Below are 14479 nucleotides of genomic sequence, written 5' to 3'. Positions count from 1 at the left end.
CTACCCCTGCCGCTGGTGCAGCGCCGCCAGCACGTCCTCGTCCGTCAGTTGCCCGAAGTCGTCGTACCACTGCCCCACGGCCATGAACGCGGCCGGCTCGTGCAGGCAGACCACCTCGTCGGCCTCGGCGCGCATCAGCCTGGCGCCCTCCGGTGCGCAGACCGGGACGGCCAGCACCACCCGGGCGGGCTCCTGCCGCCGCAGGGACCGCAGGGCGGCGCGGGCCGTGGAGCCGGTCGCCAGCCCGTCGTCGACGACGATCACGGTCCGCCCCCGGAGGTCGGGAGCGGGCCGGTCCGCGCGGTAGAGCCGTTCGCGGCGGCGCAGTTCGCCGCGCTCGCGCTCGACGACGGGGGCGAGGTCGGCCTCGTCGAGGCCCAGCCGGCGCAGCGCGTCCGCGTCGAACAGCGGCACCCCGTCGCCGGCCATGGCGCCGACGCCGAACTCCTCGTGGTGGGGGGCGCCGACCTTCCGCACGACGAGGACGTCGAGCGGGGCGTCCAGCGCCCGGGCGACCTCCTGTGCCACGGCGACACCGCCGCGGGGCAGGGCCAGGACAACGGGGTCGGGCAGGGCCCCCTCGTCCTGTCTCGTCCGCAGCCGTCCGGCCAGTTCGCGGCCGGCTTGCCGGCGATCACGGAACCGCATGGCGGATGCCCTCCCTCCGCACCGGGGACGGCGCCGACGGCGGTGCCGCGGACGGCACCCGGTCCGGCACCCGCGTACCCCGCTCCCGGGCGGTCGAAGCACGCCGCGTACGCCGTCCGCCGGAGCGGGGCGGCATGGGTGCGCGGTCGTCGGGCAGTCGGGATGCATGGTCGGTGACACGGGCGACTACGGGCAGGTACGGCGGCCGGGCGACAGCGGGCACCGGACGGTGCCGCAGGAGGACGACGTCCGGATCGAGGCGTGGGCGGGAAGCCGGGAGAACTGCCTGGCGGAGGCCGTGGCGGCGGTGGTGGAGTGTTTCGCCGACGTCTCCGGGGTGCGGCCGACCGGCGTGGGCCGCATCCGGCTGGACGAGGCCAGCGACGACGATCTGCTGGCCGCGCTGCTGGACGAGATCCTGTACCGGCTCCAGGTGCACGGGCAGGTTCCGGTGGACGTGGAGGCGGACGAGGCGGAGGGCGGGCTGGACGTGCGCCTGGCGGTCGCCGGCCTGGCGGACGTGCGGGTCACCGGGGACCTGCCGACGGCCGTGGCCTGGGAGGAACTGCGGATCGGGCCGGGGCCGTGCGGGTGGTCCTGCGCGGTCACGGTGGACGGCTGAGCGACGCCCCCCGGTGCCCCGGCGGACGCCGCATGCCCGCGGGGCGCCTGGGGTACCCCGGGGCACATGAGCGGCATCGACATCGGCAGTGACGCCTTCAACGACCACTCCTTCATCGCGCGCCGGTACGCGTACGAGGGGCCCAACGTCTCCCCCTCGCTGACCTGGAACGGGGTGCCGGACGACGCGGCGGAGCTGGTGCTGTTGTGCGAGGATCCCGACGCGCCGTCGGGCACCTTCGTGCACTGGATCGTGGTGGGGATCGACCCCCACAGCGACGGGGTCGCGGCGGGACAGAGCCCCCCGCGGGGGACCGAGCTGGTCAACGGCTACGGCGAGCGCGGCTGGGGCGGACCGCACCCTCCCCCGGGGGACGACGCGCACCACTACTACTTCCGGCTCTACGCCCTCGCCGAACCGTGCGTCCTGCCCGACGCGCCCCGCGCGGAACAGGTGCACGAGGCGGTCGACAGGGCGCAGATCGCCAGCGGCACGCTGGTGGGGCTCTACCAGCGCTGAACACACGGCGGCCGGCGGGCGTCAGTGGGTCGGGGCCGCCCTGCTGATGTCCGCCAGCGCGGAGTGCGGGTCCTCGGTGGCGGCGAGGTCGCCGAGGCTGACCACGCCGACGGGGCATCCGCCGCGTTCGACGACCGGGAGCCGGCGCACGGCGTACCGCCGCATCAGCTCGACGGCGTGATCGGTGGTGTCCTCGGGGGCGAGCGTCACCAGGGGCGGGCGCGTGCACAGGGAACCGACCGTCGTGGCCTCCGGGTCGTGCCCCTCCGCGACGGCCCGCAGCACGATGTCGCGGTCGGTGAGCACGCCGAAGAGGTCGCAGTCGTACGCCACCAGCACGTCGCCGACGTCCCGCTCGCGCATCAGGCGCGCCGCCCGCGCCACCGTGGTCATGGGCTCCACGGACGCGGTGTCCGGTGACATCACGTCCCGTATCCGCCGGGTCATGGGCACCTCCCGGGAACGGGTCGGGCGGGTCTTCCCCCGTGTCCGCCGCGTAGCCCGCAGCGCGGTGCGTAAACCGCCCGCCGGGCGGTGCCCGGTGCCGGCGCGCGGCCGGAGACCGGCCGGCCGGGGCGGGACGGGTCGCGCCCCGCCCCGGCCGTCTCCGGGACCGGGCCCCGCCTACACCGCTCCGGGGACCTCCTCCGTCGTGCCGTTCAACGGTGAGGCCGGGTCACTGCCGTACGGCCGCGTGAGGGCCTCGAGGCCGTGTCCGGCCGGATCCCTGAAGTACACGCCGCGTCCGCCGTCGTTGCGGTTGATCCGGCGCGGGTGCCGTCCGTGCGGATCGGCCTGGATGGGGATCCCGGCGTCCACGAGCCGGGCGAGGATCGCGTCGAACTCGTCCTCGGAGACGAGGAACGCGTAGTGCTGCACGGGGATGTCGGCGTCGACGGTCGCGAAGTCCAGGGTGACGCCGTTGGCGGTCGTCACCGGCAGGAACATCCCGGCCGGCTCGCCGACCTCCAGGCCCAGGACCTCCGCGAGGAAACGGGCGGACCTCTCGCGGTCACGGGCGAGAACGATGGTGTGGTCGAATTCGACTGACATGATGTCAATGCCTCCACGGGCATCCGCGGCGCCTCCATGCCTCACCCGACCGGTGACCGACACGCGATGCCGCACGCCGGAGCCTAGGCGACGTCCCCCGCGCCCGTCGACCGGATTACGGCGGCGCGGTGGGGCTGATCCCCGTTCTCCGGGGCACCCGGACGGCACACCGTTTCAGGGGAGGGACACCGTGCTGGCCGTCGCGCTGCTGCTGCTGCCCGGGCTGGGGCTGCTGCTGCTTGTCATGACGCACATCGAGGACCGGCTGCTGAAGGGGGGCGAACCGCCCCGCCGGCCCCGTCTTCGCGTTCTGCCGGGAGGCCGGGGCGGTCCGTCCGCGGCGTCCTCGTCGGCGGGCGGGCGGCACGCCCATCGGGGGCGGCACGCGGCCTGATCCGGCACGGCGGACGGCGCCCGGGCCGGACCGCGGGCACGGGACGGGCACGGGACGGGCACGGGCGTGGCCGCCGGTGCCGCGCGGCCGTGCGCCCGCCGTCACCGCGAGCCGGTGGAGCCGCCCGCGGTCCCGGCGGCCTCCTCGACGCGTTCGGCCACCCAGCCCAGGAAGTCCCGCACCCGTGCCGGGGGCAGCGGGAGCGCGGCCTCCCGGGGGCGTTCGAAGCTGCGCAGCGCGTCCTCGACGAGCGGCCGGAACGCCTCCTCGCCGGCGGCGATCGTCTCGGCCGCCCTGCGTTTGGCGAACCAGCGTCCCGTGCGGCAGTACACCACGGAACGGCAGCCGTTGAGCACGCGGTTGTCGGCGACGTGCCCCTCACCGGCGGCGTGTTCCCGCACGGAGGCCCGGAGCGCGGCGAGCACGGCGGGCCGCCCCGGCGCGGCGATCACCTCCCGCACCGGCCTGCCGAACAGCGGCAGACCGCTCTGGTGGGCGATGGAACGGTCGAGGACGTACCAGAACTCCGGTGACTCCTGCGGGTCGTAGCTGACCCGCCCGGGCAGCGACGGGCCGGTGTTGAGGTCCATCAGGTACCCCGCCTCCCCCGACGGACGGGCGGCGAACCCGGCCGGGTACACGACCAGTTCCAGCCCGGCCGCGGGACAGGGCAGGGCGGGGTGGGCCAGTGCCCCGGCCAGGTCGGGCAGCGCCCGCCGGGGAAGGGAGGGGGCCACCACCGCCGTCACGTCGACATCGCTGCGTCCGTGCCGGTAGTCGCCGAGCGCGAGGGACCCGACGGCGAGGACGCTCACCAGGTGGGGGCCGCAGACGGCACGGGTGCGGCGGGTCAGCTCGTCCAGGTAGGCGCGGACGTCGCGGGGCGGGGCGGGGGCGCGGCTCATGGCTCCAGTGTCGTCCCGCCGCGCGTGGCCGCGCCGTCAGTTCCACAGTTCCCGGCTGTCGCACACGTGCGCGCCCATGTTGCGTTCCATCATCCGCAGGGCGGCGTCCGCGAGGTCGGCGTGGATGTGGGCGACGGCGTCCCGCGGCACGGTGACGTCGAAGTGGCGGATGTGCGCGTCGAGCGAGGAGTAGAGGACGCACTGTTCCGTCACCTGGCCGCACAGCACGAGCCGCTCCACGCCCTGCTGGCCGAGCAGATAGGCGAGCGGGGTCTCGAAGAAGATCGAGTGGCGGGCCTTGACGACGAAGAGGGAGGAGTCGTCCGGCCGCAGCGGCTCGACGAGGTGGGCGTGCGGGCCCGCCAGGGCCCGGTCGAGCAGCTCGCCGTGGTGGGAGCGCCACTCGCCGAAGTTGTCGTTGACGTAGATCACCGGCACGTCCCGTCGCCGCGCCCGTTCCAGCAGGCCGGAGACGACGGGTACGACCGACTCCGCGGACGGGAGCAGCAGCTCGGCGTCCGGGTGGTCGTAGGTGTTGATCATGTCGATGACGATCAGTGCTGTCTTGCCCATGGCACCGGGGTTCCCCGCACACCGGGGTCGAACGACGGGGCGGGGAAGACCCGTGCTCCCCAGGTACGCCGGCAGGGGACCGGGAAGGCGACGTGCCCGCCGAAGGCCACCGCGTACGGGGCGGACGCCTGCCGGGCGATGCCCGGCCTCGCACCACCCGGGGGGCCGGCCGGCGGGGGCGGGGCGTCCCGTACGGTACGCCCGTGACCGCCTACAGCACCGAGGACGCCCCGGGCCGCCACGGCCCCTCCGCCACCGTCGAGGCCGCACCCCGCGAGGTGGGCCGGGTGCGCACCGAGTACTCGCCCGCCCACGACGGCGACCCCGATCCCGGGGAGATCGTCTGGACGTGGGTGCCCTACGAGGAGAACGACGGCCGGGGCAAGGACCGTCCGGTGCTCGTCGTCGCCCGTGAGGCGGCCGGGACCTTCCTCGCCGTGCAGTTGTCCAGCAGGCGGCACGCCGGGGACCGGGACTGGGTGCCGATCGGCAGCGGGCCGTGGGACCGGTCGGGCCGGGAGTCGTGGGTCGCCGTCGACCGGGTGCTGCGGCTGCACGAGGAGGGCATGCGCCGGGAGGCGTGCGCCCTGGACCGGATGCGGTTCAACCTCGTGCGTCAGCGGCTGCGGGAGCGGTACGGCTGGAGCTGATCCCCGCCGCCCCCGGGACGAGGTCCGCGAGGACCCGTTCGAACGCGGCGCGGACCTCGTTCCGGCGCGTGCGGTCCAGGATCCCGAAGACCACGTGCTCGAAGGCGCCCGCGAAGCGCGCGCCGGGCTCCAGCAGCGCCCGGAAGGCCGCCGCCACCTGGGCCGGGTCGTTGCGGAAGACGCCGCATCCCCATGCGCCGAGCACCAGCCGCCGGTAGCCGTGGGCCACGGCGGTCTCCAGGACGCGCTCGGCGCGCACAGCCAGGGCGCGGGGCAGTTCCCCCGCGCGCTCCGGCACCGTCCGCAGGACGACCCCCGCGTTGGGTGCGGGCGAGGTGAGGAAGCCGGCCGTGAACGGCTCGTCCAGGAGACGGCCGCGGTCGTCGCGGAAGACGGGCACGGCGGGCGAGTGGATCACCCGGTCCGTGTAGAACGGGTCGCGGTGGGCGCGGTGGTGGTCGTAGTAGTGGTCCTGGGCCCGCAGCAGGCAGGTGTACAGCGCGGAGGCGCGGCACAGGGCCTCCTCCTGGGCCTGGGCGCCGTTGAGGTAGCCTCCGCCGGGATTGCGCGCGGAGGCGAAGTTCAGCACGGCGGGCCCTCCGACGGGGGCGGGCGAGCGGCCCGCGAGCCGTCGCGCGGCCTGGAGACTGCTCTCGCCGGTGACCTCGATCCGGGTGTCCGCCGGCCGGAACGCCGGGAACGGGACCGGATCCGGCCCGTACGTCCGCGTGCCCTCCCGCGCGGCCTCGATCGCCGCCAGGAGGGACACCTCCCGCCCGTCCGGCGCGCGGTAGCCCCCCACCGCCACGATCTCCTCGGTCTCGCGTGCGATGCCGCGCAGACGCGCGCTCACGCCGCGACCCCCGTGCGCGCCGTGACCGCGCGTCGCGCGTTCTTCCCCGTCGTGCTCACGCAGGCATCCTGAGCGATGCTGGTGACGCGGCGCAACGGAGTTTCCTCCGCCCGCCGAGCCCGGGAAACGGGCGGGAAAGCCCTGTGGAACGGGCGGAGCGGAAGGACGACCGCCCCGGAACGCGCCGCCAGGCACTCTTGTGCCGGGCGGCGTGAGGGCTTTGGGTGGACGCGTCGATGCCGGCCCGGACCACCGATCTCCGGGCCGGCGGCATGGTGGAACCCAGGAGGACCCCGACATGTCCGATCCGTCAGGTGGCCGTACCGAGCCACGCACCGCCGTCACGGAAGCAGAGGTGGAGGCCCTGGTGCGGGGCATCTGTTTCAAGACCGGGCCGCCGCTCCGCCTCGGCGTCGAGGTGGAATGGCTCGTCCACGAGCTGCGCGACCCGCGGCTCCCCGTGTCACCCGAACGGCTCGAAGCGGCCTACGCCGCCGTACGGACCGTGCCCCTGAGGTCGGCGCTCACCGTCGAGCCCGGCGGCCAGCTGGAACTGAGCTCGCCGCCCGCCGCCTCACTGATGGAGTGCATCGGTACCGTCTCCGCCGACCTGGACGCCGTCCGCGCGGTGCTGCGCGAGGACGGCCTGGTCCTCGCCGGTCTCGGCCACGATCCCTGGCGGGCGCCGCGCAGGTTCCTGCGCGAGGCGCGCTACGACGCCATGGAGACCTGTCTCGACCGCACCGGTCCGGCCGGCCGCGCGATGATGTGCGCCTCCGCCTCCGTGCAGGTGTGCCTGGACGCCGGGTACGAGGAGCCCGGTCCCCTCGGCCACGTACGGCGCTGGTGGCTGGCGCACCAGCTGGGCGCGGTCCTGGTGGCCGTGTTCGCCAACTCCCCGATCGCCGGTCACCGGCCGACCGGGTGGCTGTCCACGCGGCAGCTGCGCTGGGCGCAGCTCGGCACCGGCCGGGCGGGCGGCCCCGTGCTGGACGCCGACCCGCGCGGCGCCTGGGCCCGGCACGTCCTGGACGCACCGGTGATGTGCGTACGGCGGGACGACGGGCCGTGGGACGTCCCGCAGGAGCTGACCTTCCGGGAGTGGGCCAGGTCGGGCGTGCCCAGGCCGCCGACCCGGGAGGACCTCGACTACCACCTCACCACGCTGTTCCCGCCGGTCAGACCGCGCGGTCACCTGGAACTGCGCATGATCGACGCACAGCCCGGTGACGACGGCTGGATCGTGCCGCTGGCGGTGACGGCGGCGCTGTTCGACGACCCGGAGGCCGCCGAGACCGCCTACCGGGCGGTGAAACCACTGGCCGAGCGGACCCTCGGCATGCCCGCGCCGCACAACCCGCTGTGGTGGGACGCGGCCCGTGCCGGGCTGGCCGACCCGGAGCTGCGCGAGGTGGCCGCCACGTGTTTCGGGGCGGCGCTGCGGGCCCTGCCCCGGCTCGGCGCCACCGCCGGGGTCACGGACGCGGTCGCCGCGTACCAGGACCGCTACGTCGCCCGGGGCCGCTGCCCGGCGGACGACCTGCTCGACGACCTGCGCGGCGACCCGGGCGACGGCCGTCCGCACGAGGCGGCCCGCGGCGCCGGCACGCGCGCACCCGCCCGTCCCCCGCACCGCACACATCCGCACGGCACACATCCGCACGGCACGCACCCTTACGGGAAGGACATCCGCTCATGACCGATCCCGCCCTCGACGCCGAAGCCCTGCGTGAGCGCGCGGTCGCCTCGCTGGTCACCGCGCGGGACCGCACCACGCTGCTGACCGGCTGCGTGGACGAGCCCGACCTGACCGCGCAGCACTCGCCGCTGATGTCGCCGCTGGTGTGGGACCTCGCGCACATCGGCAACCAGGAGGAGCAGTGGCTGCTGCGGGCCGTCGCCGGCCAGGAGGCGATACGGCCCGAGATCGACAGCCTCTACGACGCCTTCGAGCACCCGCGCGCCGAACGCCCGAAGCTGCCGCTGCTGCCGCCGGACGAGGCGCGCCGGTACGCCGCGGACGTGCGCGGCCGGGCGCTGGACGTCCTGGAGAGCACCGCGCTGCACGGGACGCGGCTGACGGAGGCGGGCTTCGCCTTCGGGATGATCGCGCAGCACGAACAGCAGCACGACGAGACCATGCTGATCACCCATCAGCTCCGCAGGGGGCCGCAGGCCCTGACCGCCCCGGACCCGGACCCGGTACCGCTGTTCACCGGTCCGGCCGAAGTCCTCGTCCCGGGCGGCCCGTTCACCATGGGCACCTCGACCGAGCCGTGGGCGCTGGACAACGAACGCCCCGCGCACCGGCGCGAGGTGCCGCCCTTCCACATCGACACGATCCCGGTGACGAACGCCGCGTACCAGGCGTTCATCGAGGACGGCGGCTACGACGACCCGCGCTGGTGGACGGCACAGGGCTGGGCCCACGTCCGCCGCAACTCCCTCACCGCGCCGCTGTTCTGGCGCCGTGACGGCCGGCAGTGGCTGCGGCGCCGGTTCGGCGTCACCGAGGTCGTGCCGCCCGACGAGCCGGTGCTGCACGTGTGCTGGTACGAGGCCGACGCCTACGCCCGCTGGGCCGGACGGCGGCTTCCCACCGAGGCCGAGTGGGAGAAGGCGGCCCGGTACGACCCGGCAGGCGACCGCTCGACGCGCTACCCGTGGGGCGACGCCGACCCCGGGCCCGAGCACGCCAACCTCGGCCAGCGGCACCTGCGTCCCGCGCCCGCCGGGAGCTACCCGGCCGGCGAGTCACCGCTCGGCGTGCGGCAGCTGATCGGCGACGTGTGGGAGTGGACGGCGAGCGACTTCCTGCCGTACCCGGGGTTCGAGGCGTTCCCGTACAAGGAGTACTCGGAGGTGTTCTTCGGATCCGCGCACAAGGTGCTGCGCGGTGGTTCGTTCGCCGTGGACCCGGTCGCCTGCCGGGGCACGTTCCGCAACTGGGACCTGCCGATCCGGCGGCAGATCTTCTCCGGTTTCCGCACGGCGCGCTCGGAGGACGTCTGATGTGCCGTCACGTGGCTTACGTGGGACCCGGGGAGCCGCTCGGCAAGCTGCTCGTGGAGCCGCCGCACGGCCTGTACCGCCAGTCCTGGGCCCCCCGGCGGCAGCGGCACGGGACGGTCAACGCCGACGGCTTCGGCGTGGGCTGGTACGCGCCGGGCGATCCGGTGCCCGCGCGGTACCGCAGGTCCGGGCCGATCTGGGCGGACCTGTCGTTCGCGGACCTGGCCCGGGTGGTCCGCACCCGGGCGCTGCTCGCCGCCGTACGGGACGCGACGCTCTCGGGCGCGGACGCGGAGGCCGCGGCGGCGCCGTTCGCCGCGGGGACCTGGCTGTTCAGCCACAACGGGGCGGTACCGGGCTGGCCGGGCTCACTCGCGCCCCTCACCGCGTCCCTGGCCGCCGAGGAGGTGCTGTCGCTGGAGGCCCGCAACGACTCGGCGTTCGTGTGGGCCCTCGTCCTCGCCCGTCTGCGCGCCGGCGTCCCCGAGGGGCGGGCGCTGGCCGACACGGTCCTGGAGGTCGCCGCGGCGGCCCCCGGCTCCCGGCTCAACCTGCTGCTCACCGACGGCGACACCGTCACCGCGACGGCCTGGGGCGACACGCTGTGGTACCTCGTCCGGCCCGGCGGCGGCACCGTCGTGGCCTCCGAGCCGTACGACGACGATCCGCACTGGCGCGAGGTCCCCGACCGCACCCTGCTGACGGCGAGCCGTACGGACGTGCTGCTGACCCCGGTCGGGCAGTCCCCTCCGAAGGAGCCGGCGCCCGGCCCGCCCCCGTTCGACACCCCCCTGCCCGAGGAGCCCGGCGACGCCCCGGTGCCCGCCGACGTACCCGCCCCCGCGAAGGAGTACCTCACGTGAGCCCGTTCGCCGTCACCCGCACGCTGCCCGAGGACGCCGCCGGCGCCGCACTGCGTGCCGACGTCCTGGAGGGTCTGACCGGCAGCCCCAGGACGCTGCCGCCGAAGTGGTTCTACGACGCGCGCGGCAGCGAGCTGTTCGAGGAGATCACCGCGCTGCCCGAGTACTACCCGACGCGCGCCGAGCGCGAGATCCTGCTCTCCCGCTCGGGTGAGATCGCCGCGGCCGCCGGCGCCCGCACCCTGGTCGAACTGGGCTCCGGCTCCTCGGAGAAGACGCGGCACCTGATCGACGCCCTCACCGGTCTGCGCGCCTACGTCCCCGTCGACGTCAGCGAGAGCGCCCTCACCGGGGCCGGGCGGGCGCTCGCCGCCGAACGGCCGGGGCTGGAGGTGCACGCGCTGGTCGCCGACTTCACCGCCCGCCTGGCGCTGCCGCGGACCCCGGGTCCGCGCCTGGTGGCGTTCCTCGGCGGCACGATCGGCAATCTGCTGCCCGCCGAGCGGGCCGCGTTCCTCGCCTCGGTCCGCGGCCTGCTCGCGCCGGGCGACGCCCTGCTGCTGGGCACGGACCTGGTGAAGGACGAACAGGTGCTGGTCCGGGCGTACGACGACGCGGCCGGGGTGACGGCCGCGTTCAACAAGAACGTCCTGACCGTGATCAACCGGGAGCTGGGCGCCGACTTCGATCCGGCCGCCTTCGACCACGTGGCCCTGTGGGACGCCGGGCACGAGTGGATCGAGATGCGGCTGCGCTCCCGCTTCGCGCAGACGGTGAAGGTCCCCGCCCTCGATCTCGCCGTGGACTTCGCGGCGGGCGAGGACCTGCGCACCGAGGTGTCGGCGAAGTTCCGGAAGGAGGGTGTGCGCGCCGAGCTGGAGGCCGCGGGGCTGGAACCGGCCCGGTGGTGGACGGACGACGCGGGGCGGTTCGCGCTGTCGTTGAGCGTCGTGCGCTGACGGCGGTCCCGCCGGGACCCCGCCGGGGTGTCACCGGGGGTCGAAGTCGAGGGTCTCGGTGATGCGCCGCGAGGCGCGCCCGGCCTCCGTCGCCGGGTCGGCCCCGGTGAGCACCGCGGTCATGTACTCCTTGATGGGGTTGTCCGCCTCGACCTCGCCCCACTCGGGTGTGATGGGGGTCGCCCGGCCCTGCGCGGCTCCGGCCGCCATGGCCGCGACCCCCTCCTCCCCCGCCACCGAGCCGGCGAGCGAGGCCTTGTTGGGGACGTAGTTCATGGTGCGGGCCAGCTCGGTGTTCCACCGGGCGCCGGCGAGCGCGGCGACGACCTCGACGGCCCCCTCCCTGCTGCCGGTGTTCGCCGGGACGACGAGGTCGGAGCCGCCCGTGAAGACGGCACCGGGCTTGCCGGCGGTCCTGCCGGGGACGGGGAAGTAGCCCAACTCGTCCTCGAGGTCCGGGTTCTGCTGGACGACGGCCCGCGCGAGCCCGGGCACGGCCACGATCTGCGCGACCCGGCCCCGGGCGAACACGCCTGCCTGCGGCGGGTGTTCCTCGTCGGCGTCGACCGGTCCGTCGCCGAGGGCCTGCAGCCGGCGGTAGAAGTCCATCCCGCGCAGTGCCGCGGGGCTGTCCAGGGCGCCCCGCCAGACGCCGCCCCGCTCCTCGGCGAGCTCTCCGCCCTCCTCCCAGATGAATCCGGCGAGCGTGTACCAGTCCTGTCCGGCCAGGTAGATGCCCTGGTTCCCGCCGGTGTCGAGCCTCTCGGTGACGGCGAGCCACTCGTCGCGGGTCTTCGGCGGGGCGGTGACGCCGGCCTGCCGGAAGAGGTCCTTGCGGTAGACGACGACGCGGTTGGCGGCGTACCAGGGGATGCCGTACTGCTGGGTTCCCCACTTCCCCGGTTCGGCGAGGCCGGGCAGCCAGTCGTCGCGGCCCCAGTCGCGCATCGACTCCAGGGTGAGGTCGAGCAGCCCGTCGCCCTCCGCGTACTGGGCGACCTGGGTGTTGCCGACCTCGATGACGTCGGGGCCGTCCTCCCCGGCGGTCTCCAGTGCCGTCTGCACCTTCTCGCCGATGCCGGTCCACTCCTGGATGCGGATGTCGAGGTCGAGGCCGGGGTGGGTGCGCTCGAAGTCCTCGGTGAACCGGTCCAGGAACTCCTGCGAGGCGCTGTGCCGCATCAGCCACACGGTGACCGTGTGGCGTTCGGTCCCGCCGCCGGGCATCAGGCCGCAGCCGGTGAGGAGGGATGCGGACACGCAGACGAGGGCGAGCAGACGACGTCTCACGAGGGGTCCTGTTTCTGTCTGGCGGACAGGGGCGGGGCCCGACGTGGGGGGCGAGCGGGAGCTCGTACGGGTGTCCTGCATCTTGGTATGGACCAATGCGGAGGTCAAGGGGATCGGGCGAACGGTGCCGACGCCTCGCGCACCACCGCCCCGTGGGGCACGGTGGAATGACGTGCGACACAGGCGCCGCCCCGTGCGGGTGGGAGCCGCCAGGAGAGGAGCACCCGCATGTCGAACCACACCTACCGGGTCACGGAGATCTTCGGCACCTCGCCCGACGGCGTCGACCAGGCCGTGCGCAACGGCGTCGAACGCGCCTCGCAGACCCTGCGCAATCTGGACTGGTTCGAGGTGACCCAGGTGCGGGGCCAGATCGAGGAGGGCCGGATCGCGCACTGGCAGGTGGGACTGAAGGTCGGCTTCCGCCTGGAGGACGCGGGCTGAGCCGCCCGGCGCGCCGCGCGGCCTCAGGTCCGCCCTTCCCGCTCCTGTGCCTCCTCCAGTTCTCCGGAGGGGGCCGTCCAGCGGGCCGGGACGACGGTGAAGCCGGCGCGCCGGGCGTCCTCGCAGACCAGCTCGTCGTCGTCCACGAGGACACGGACGTCCCGGGTGCGGGCGAGGCGCCGCAGGACCTCCAGCTTGGTGCGGCGCGCGGGCCGGCGGTCGGCGTCGGCGCGCATGTACACCCTTCCCCCGGGCAGCCCCTGGGCGGCGAGCCAGTCGAGCGTGTCGCGCCGGCAGCGCTCGGGCCGTCCGGTGAGGTAGACGATCTCGCACTCCCGCGCGCTCTCCCGCACCATCGCGACGCCCTCGGCGAGCGGCGGGTCCTGCGGCGCGGCGGCGAAGAAGGCGTCCCAGTCGCGCGGCCTGCGCTCCAGGAACCGCTGCCGGTGCGCCGTGTCGGCGAGGGTGTTGTCGAGGTCGAACACGGCCACGGGGCGCTTGTCGCTGTCGGTCACGCGGTCAGCCTAGACACCGGCCGCGCGACGGCCCCGCCGGCCGGCGGGCCGGTGTGCCCGGACCACGGCGCGGCGGCGGGCGGAATCCTGCGGCCCGCCGGGTGTTGTACCGGGTATGAGCTCCCTGATCACCTCGGTCCGCTTCTCCGTCCTCGACCGTTCCCGCATCCGCGAGGGGCACACCGGTCCCGAGGCGCTGCGCGACACCGTGGAGCTGGCGCGGGAGGCGGAGCGGCTGGGCTACCACCGGTTCTGGGTCTCGGAGCACCACGGGGTGCCGGGGATCGCCGGTTCGGCGCCGACCGTACTGGCCGCCGCCGTCGCCGGGGCGACCCGGACCATCCGTGTCGGCACCGGCGGGGTCATGCTGCCCAACCACCGGCCGCTGGTGGTGGCCGAGCAGTTCGGGGTGCTCGAGTCGCTCTTCCCGGGACGCGTCGACATGGGTCTGGGCCGCTCGGTCGGCTTCACCGACGGGGTGCGCAGGGCGCTGGGGCGCGACAAGGACGACGCGGAGGACTTCGCGGCCCAGCTCGACGAACTGCTCGGCTGGTTCCGCGGCACCTCCCCGACCGGGGTGCGCGCCCGTCCGTCCGAGGGACTGACCGTGCCGCCGTTCGTGCTGGCCATGGGCGAGGGCGCCGCGATCGCCGCACGCGCGGGCCTGCCCATGGTCATCGGCGACCTCCGCGACCGCGACCGGATGCGGCGCGGCATCGACCGCTACCGCGACCGCTTCCGCCCCTCGGTCTGGGCGGACGAGCCGTACGTCGTCGTCTCGGGCACGGTCGCCGTGGCCGCCACGCCCCGGGAGGCCCGGCGGCTGCTGGTGCCGGAGGCCTGGTCGGCGGCGCACTCCCGTACGCACGGCACCTTCCCCCCGCTGCCGCCCGCCGAGCGCGTCGGCTCCCTGACGATGACCGCCAGGGAGCGGGACCTCTACGAGGCCGGACTCACCGGCCACCTCGCCGGCACCGAGGAGCAGGTGAGGGACGGGCTGGAGTCGGTGCTGAAGGAGACGGGCGCCCAGGAGGTGCTCGTCACCACCAGCACCCACGACCGGGAGGCCCTGCTGGACTCCTACCGGCGGCTCGCCGCGATCGCGGGGCTCGACGGCAGGACGGCGCGCCAGTGACGACTCGCACCGGCGCGCCGGGGGACGGGGATGGCGGGTACGGG

The 14479-nt window shown here is 75.0% G+C and carries 18 protein-coding genes; 10 read left to right on the top strand and 8 right to left on the bottom strand.

From position 1 onward, the window contains the following. Positions 1 to 648 (bottom strand): phosphoribosyltransferase family protein, encoded by a 648-nt coding sequence (locus tag GL259_RS34310; protein ID WP_159537242.1) that lies wholly within the window; start codon positions 646 to 648, stop codon positions 1 to 3. Positions 649 to 814: 166 nt separating this feature from the next. Between GL259_RS34310 and GL259_RS34305 the strand changes: the two genes are divergently transcribed. Together GL259_RS34305 and GL259_RS34300 are read left to right on the top strand one after the other, a co-directional pair. Further along, positions 815 to 1270 (top strand): archease, encoded by a 456-nt coding sequence (locus GL259_RS34305; RefSeq protein WP_159537240.1) that lies wholly within the window; start codon positions 815 to 817, stop codon positions 1268 to 1270. 66 nt (positions 1271 to 1336) lie between these two features. Then, positions 1337 to 1789, top strand: coding sequence for a YbhB/YbcL family Raf kinase inhibitor-like protein (locus tag GL259_RS34300; RefSeq protein WP_159537238.1), 453 nt, complete (start codon positions 1337 to 1339; stop codon positions 1787 to 1789). Positions 1790 to 1810: 21 nt separating this feature from the next. Here the strand turns inward: GL259_RS34300 and GL259_RS34295 are convergent, their stop codons facing one another. Both GL259_RS34295 and GL259_RS34290 read right to left on the bottom strand, forming a co-directional pair. After that, positions 1811 to 2236 (bottom strand): CBS domain-containing protein, encoded by a 426-nt coding sequence (locus GL259_RS34295; RefSeq protein WP_159537236.1) that lies wholly within the window; start codon positions 2234 to 2236, stop codon positions 1811 to 1813. Positions 2237 to 2413: 177 nt separating this feature from the next. After that, positions 2414 to 2842 carry a VOC family protein gene (locus GL259_RS34290; protein WP_159537234.1) on the bottom strand — a complete coding sequence of 143 codons (429 nt, stop codon included), beginning with the start codon at positions 2840 to 2842 and terminating at the stop codon, positions 2414 to 2416. A 190-nt stretch (positions 2843 to 3032) separates the two neighbouring features. Between GL259_RS34290 and GL259_RS34285 the strand changes: the two genes are divergently transcribed. Beyond that, on the top strand, positions 3033 to 3236 hold the full coding sequence (locus GL259_RS34285; protein ID WP_159537232.1) for a hypothetical protein: 204 nt from the start codon (positions 3033 to 3035) through the stop codon (positions 3234 to 3236). 101 nt (positions 3237 to 3337) lie between these two features. Here GL259_RS34285 and GL259_RS34280 read toward each other — a convergent pair whose 3' ends face one another. Both GL259_RS34280 and GL259_RS34275 read right to left on the bottom strand, forming a co-directional pair. Beyond that, complete coding sequence (locus tag GL259_RS34280; protein WP_159537230.1) at positions 3338 to 4141, bottom strand: aminoglycoside adenylyltransferase domain-containing protein; 804 nt, start codon at positions 4139 to 4141, stop codon at positions 3338 to 3340. Between the two features lie 36 nt (positions 4142 to 4177). Beyond that, positions 4178 to 4714, bottom strand: a complete 537-nt coding sequence (locus GL259_RS34275) for an isochorismatase family cysteine hydrolase (protein WP_159537228.1) — start codon at positions 4712 to 4714, stop codon at positions 4178 to 4180. Between the two features lie 203 nt (positions 4715 to 4917). On the opposite strand from GL259_RS34275, the gene GL259_RS34270 reads away from it, so the two are divergent. After that, positions 4918 to 5364, top strand: a complete 447-nt coding sequence (locus GL259_RS34270) for a type II toxin-antitoxin system PemK/MazF family toxin (RefSeq protein WP_159537226.1) — start codon at positions 4918 to 4920, stop codon at positions 5362 to 5364. On the opposite strand, the gene GL259_RS34265 is transcribed toward GL259_RS34270, so the two are convergent. Next, positions 5318 to 6217, bottom strand: coding sequence for a TIGR02452 family protein (locus GL259_RS34265; protein ID WP_166461595.1), 900 nt, complete (start codon positions 6215 to 6217; stop codon positions 5318 to 5320). The genes GL259_RS34270 and GL259_RS34265 overlap by 47 nt on opposite strands. Positions 6218 to 6515: 298 nt before the next feature. Between GL259_RS34265 and egtA the strand changes: the two genes are divergently transcribed. The 4 genes from egtA to egtD are packed head-to-tail and all read left to right on the top strand — an operon-like array spanning position 6516 to position 11051. Continuing rightward, a complete protein-coding gene (gene egtA, locus GL259_RS34260) occupies positions 6516 to 7916 on the top strand; it encodes an ergothioneine biosynthesis glutamate--cysteine ligase EgtA (protein WP_243762478.1) in 1401 nt (466 codons plus the stop codon). Next, positions 7913 to 9229 carry an ergothioneine biosynthesis protein EgtB gene (gene egtB / locus GL259_RS34255; RefSeq protein ID WP_159537224.1) on the top strand — a complete coding sequence of 439 codons (1317 nt, stop codon included), beginning with the start codon at positions 7913 to 7915 and terminating at the stop codon, positions 9227 to 9229. The genes egtA and egtB overlap by 4 nt, the downstream gene beginning before the upstream one ends. Next, positions 9229 to 10092 carry an ergothioneine biosynthesis protein EgtC gene (gene egtC, locus GL259_RS34250; protein ID WP_159537222.1) on the top strand — a complete coding sequence of 288 codons (864 nt, stop codon included), beginning with the start codon at positions 9229 to 9231 and terminating at the stop codon, positions 10090 to 10092. The genes egtB and egtC overlap by 1 nt, the downstream gene beginning before the upstream one ends. Continuing rightward, complete coding sequence (gene egtD, locus GL259_RS34245) at positions 10089 to 11051, top strand: L-histidine N(alpha)-methyltransferase (RefSeq protein WP_159537220.1); 963 nt, start codon at positions 10089 to 10091, stop codon at positions 11049 to 11051. Before egtC ends, egtD begins: the two co-directional genes overlap by 4 nt. A 30-nt stretch (positions 11052 to 11081) precedes the next feature. Here egtD and GL259_RS34240 read toward each other — a convergent pair whose 3' ends face one another. Next, complete coding sequence (locus tag GL259_RS34240) at positions 11082 to 12341, bottom strand: extracellular solute-binding protein (protein WP_159537218.1); 1260 nt, start codon at positions 12339 to 12341, stop codon at positions 11082 to 11084. A gap of 228 nt (positions 12342 to 12569) precedes the next feature. Between GL259_RS34240 and GL259_RS34235 the strand changes: the two genes are divergently transcribed. Beyond that, positions 12570 to 12785: a dodecin gene (locus GL259_RS34235; RefSeq protein ID WP_159537217.1), complete on the top strand. Its 216-nt coding sequence runs from the start codon at positions 12570 to 12572 to the stop codon at positions 12783 to 12785. Between the two features lie 23 nt (positions 12786 to 12808). Here GL259_RS34235 and GL259_RS34230 read toward each other — a convergent pair whose 3' ends face one another. Continuing rightward, positions 12809 to 13300: an HAD family acid phosphatase gene (locus GL259_RS34230; RefSeq protein WP_159537216.1), complete on the bottom strand. Its 492-nt coding sequence runs from the start codon at positions 13298 to 13300 to the stop codon at positions 12809 to 12811. A 115-nt stretch (positions 13301 to 13415) separates the two neighbouring features. Between GL259_RS34230 and GL259_RS34225 the strand changes: the two genes are divergently transcribed. Next, positions 13416 to 14435, top strand: coding sequence for an LLM class flavin-dependent oxidoreductase (locus GL259_RS34225; RefSeq protein ID WP_159537215.1), 1020 nt, complete (start codon positions 13416 to 13418; stop codon positions 14433 to 14435). Positions 14436 to 14479 lie beyond the last annotated feature (44 nt).

The sequence above is a fragment of the Streptomyces sp. Tu 3180 genome, from assembly GCF_009852415.1.
In the GTDB taxonomy this organism is placed as follows: domain Bacteria; phylum Actinomycetota; class Actinomycetes; order Streptomycetales; family Streptomycetaceae; genus Streptomyces.
The sequence above is the reverse complement of the archived record's forward strand: the minus strand, read 5'-3'. Positions and strand labels throughout refer to the sequence as shown.

Coding starts and splice junctions, on each gene's coding strand:
- GL259_RS34235 (WP_159537217.1), top strand. CDS start 12,570: ATGTCGAACCACACCTACCGGGTCACGGAGATCTTCGGCACCTCGCCC.
- GL259_RS34275 (WP_159537228.1), bottom strand. CDS start 4,714: ATGGGCAAGACAGCACTGATCGTCATCGACATGATCAACACCTACGAC.
- GL259_RS34280 (WP_159537230.1), bottom strand. CDS start 4,141: ATGAGCCGCGCCCCCGCCCCGCCCCGCGACGTCCGCGCCTACCTGGAC.
- GL259_RS34290 (WP_159537234.1), bottom strand. CDS start 2,842: ATGTCAGTCGAATTCGACCACACCATCGTTCTCGCCCGTGACCGCGAG.
- egtC (WP_159537222.1), top strand. CDS start 9,229: ATGTGCCGTCACGTGGCTTACGTGGGACCCGGGGAGCCGCTCGGCAAG.
- egtA (WP_243762478.1), top strand. CDS start 6,516: ATGTCCGATCCGTCAGGTGGCCGTACCGAGCCACGCACCGCCGTCACG.
- egtB (WP_159537224.1), top strand. CDS start 7,913: ATGACCGATCCCGCCCTCGACGCCGAAGCCCTGCGTGAGCGCGCGGTC.
- GL259_RS34300 (WP_159537238.1), top strand. CDS start 1,337: ATGAGCGGCATCGACATCGGCAGTGACGCCTTCAACGACCACTCCTTC.
- GL259_RS34295 (WP_159537236.1), bottom strand. CDS start 2,236: ATGACCCGGCGGATACGGGACGTGATGTCACCGGACACCGCGTCCGTG.
- GL259_RS34225 (WP_159537215.1), top strand. CDS start 13,416: ATGAGCTCCCTGATCACCTCGGTCCGCTTCTCCGTCCTCGACCGTTCC.
- GL259_RS34305 (WP_159537240.1), top strand. CDS start 815: ATGGTCGGTGACACGGGCGACTACGGGCAGGTACGGCGGCCGGGCGAC.
- GL259_RS34310 (WP_159537242.1), bottom strand. CDS start 648: ATGCGGTTCCGTGATCGCCGGCAAGCCGGCCGCGAACTGGCCGGACGG.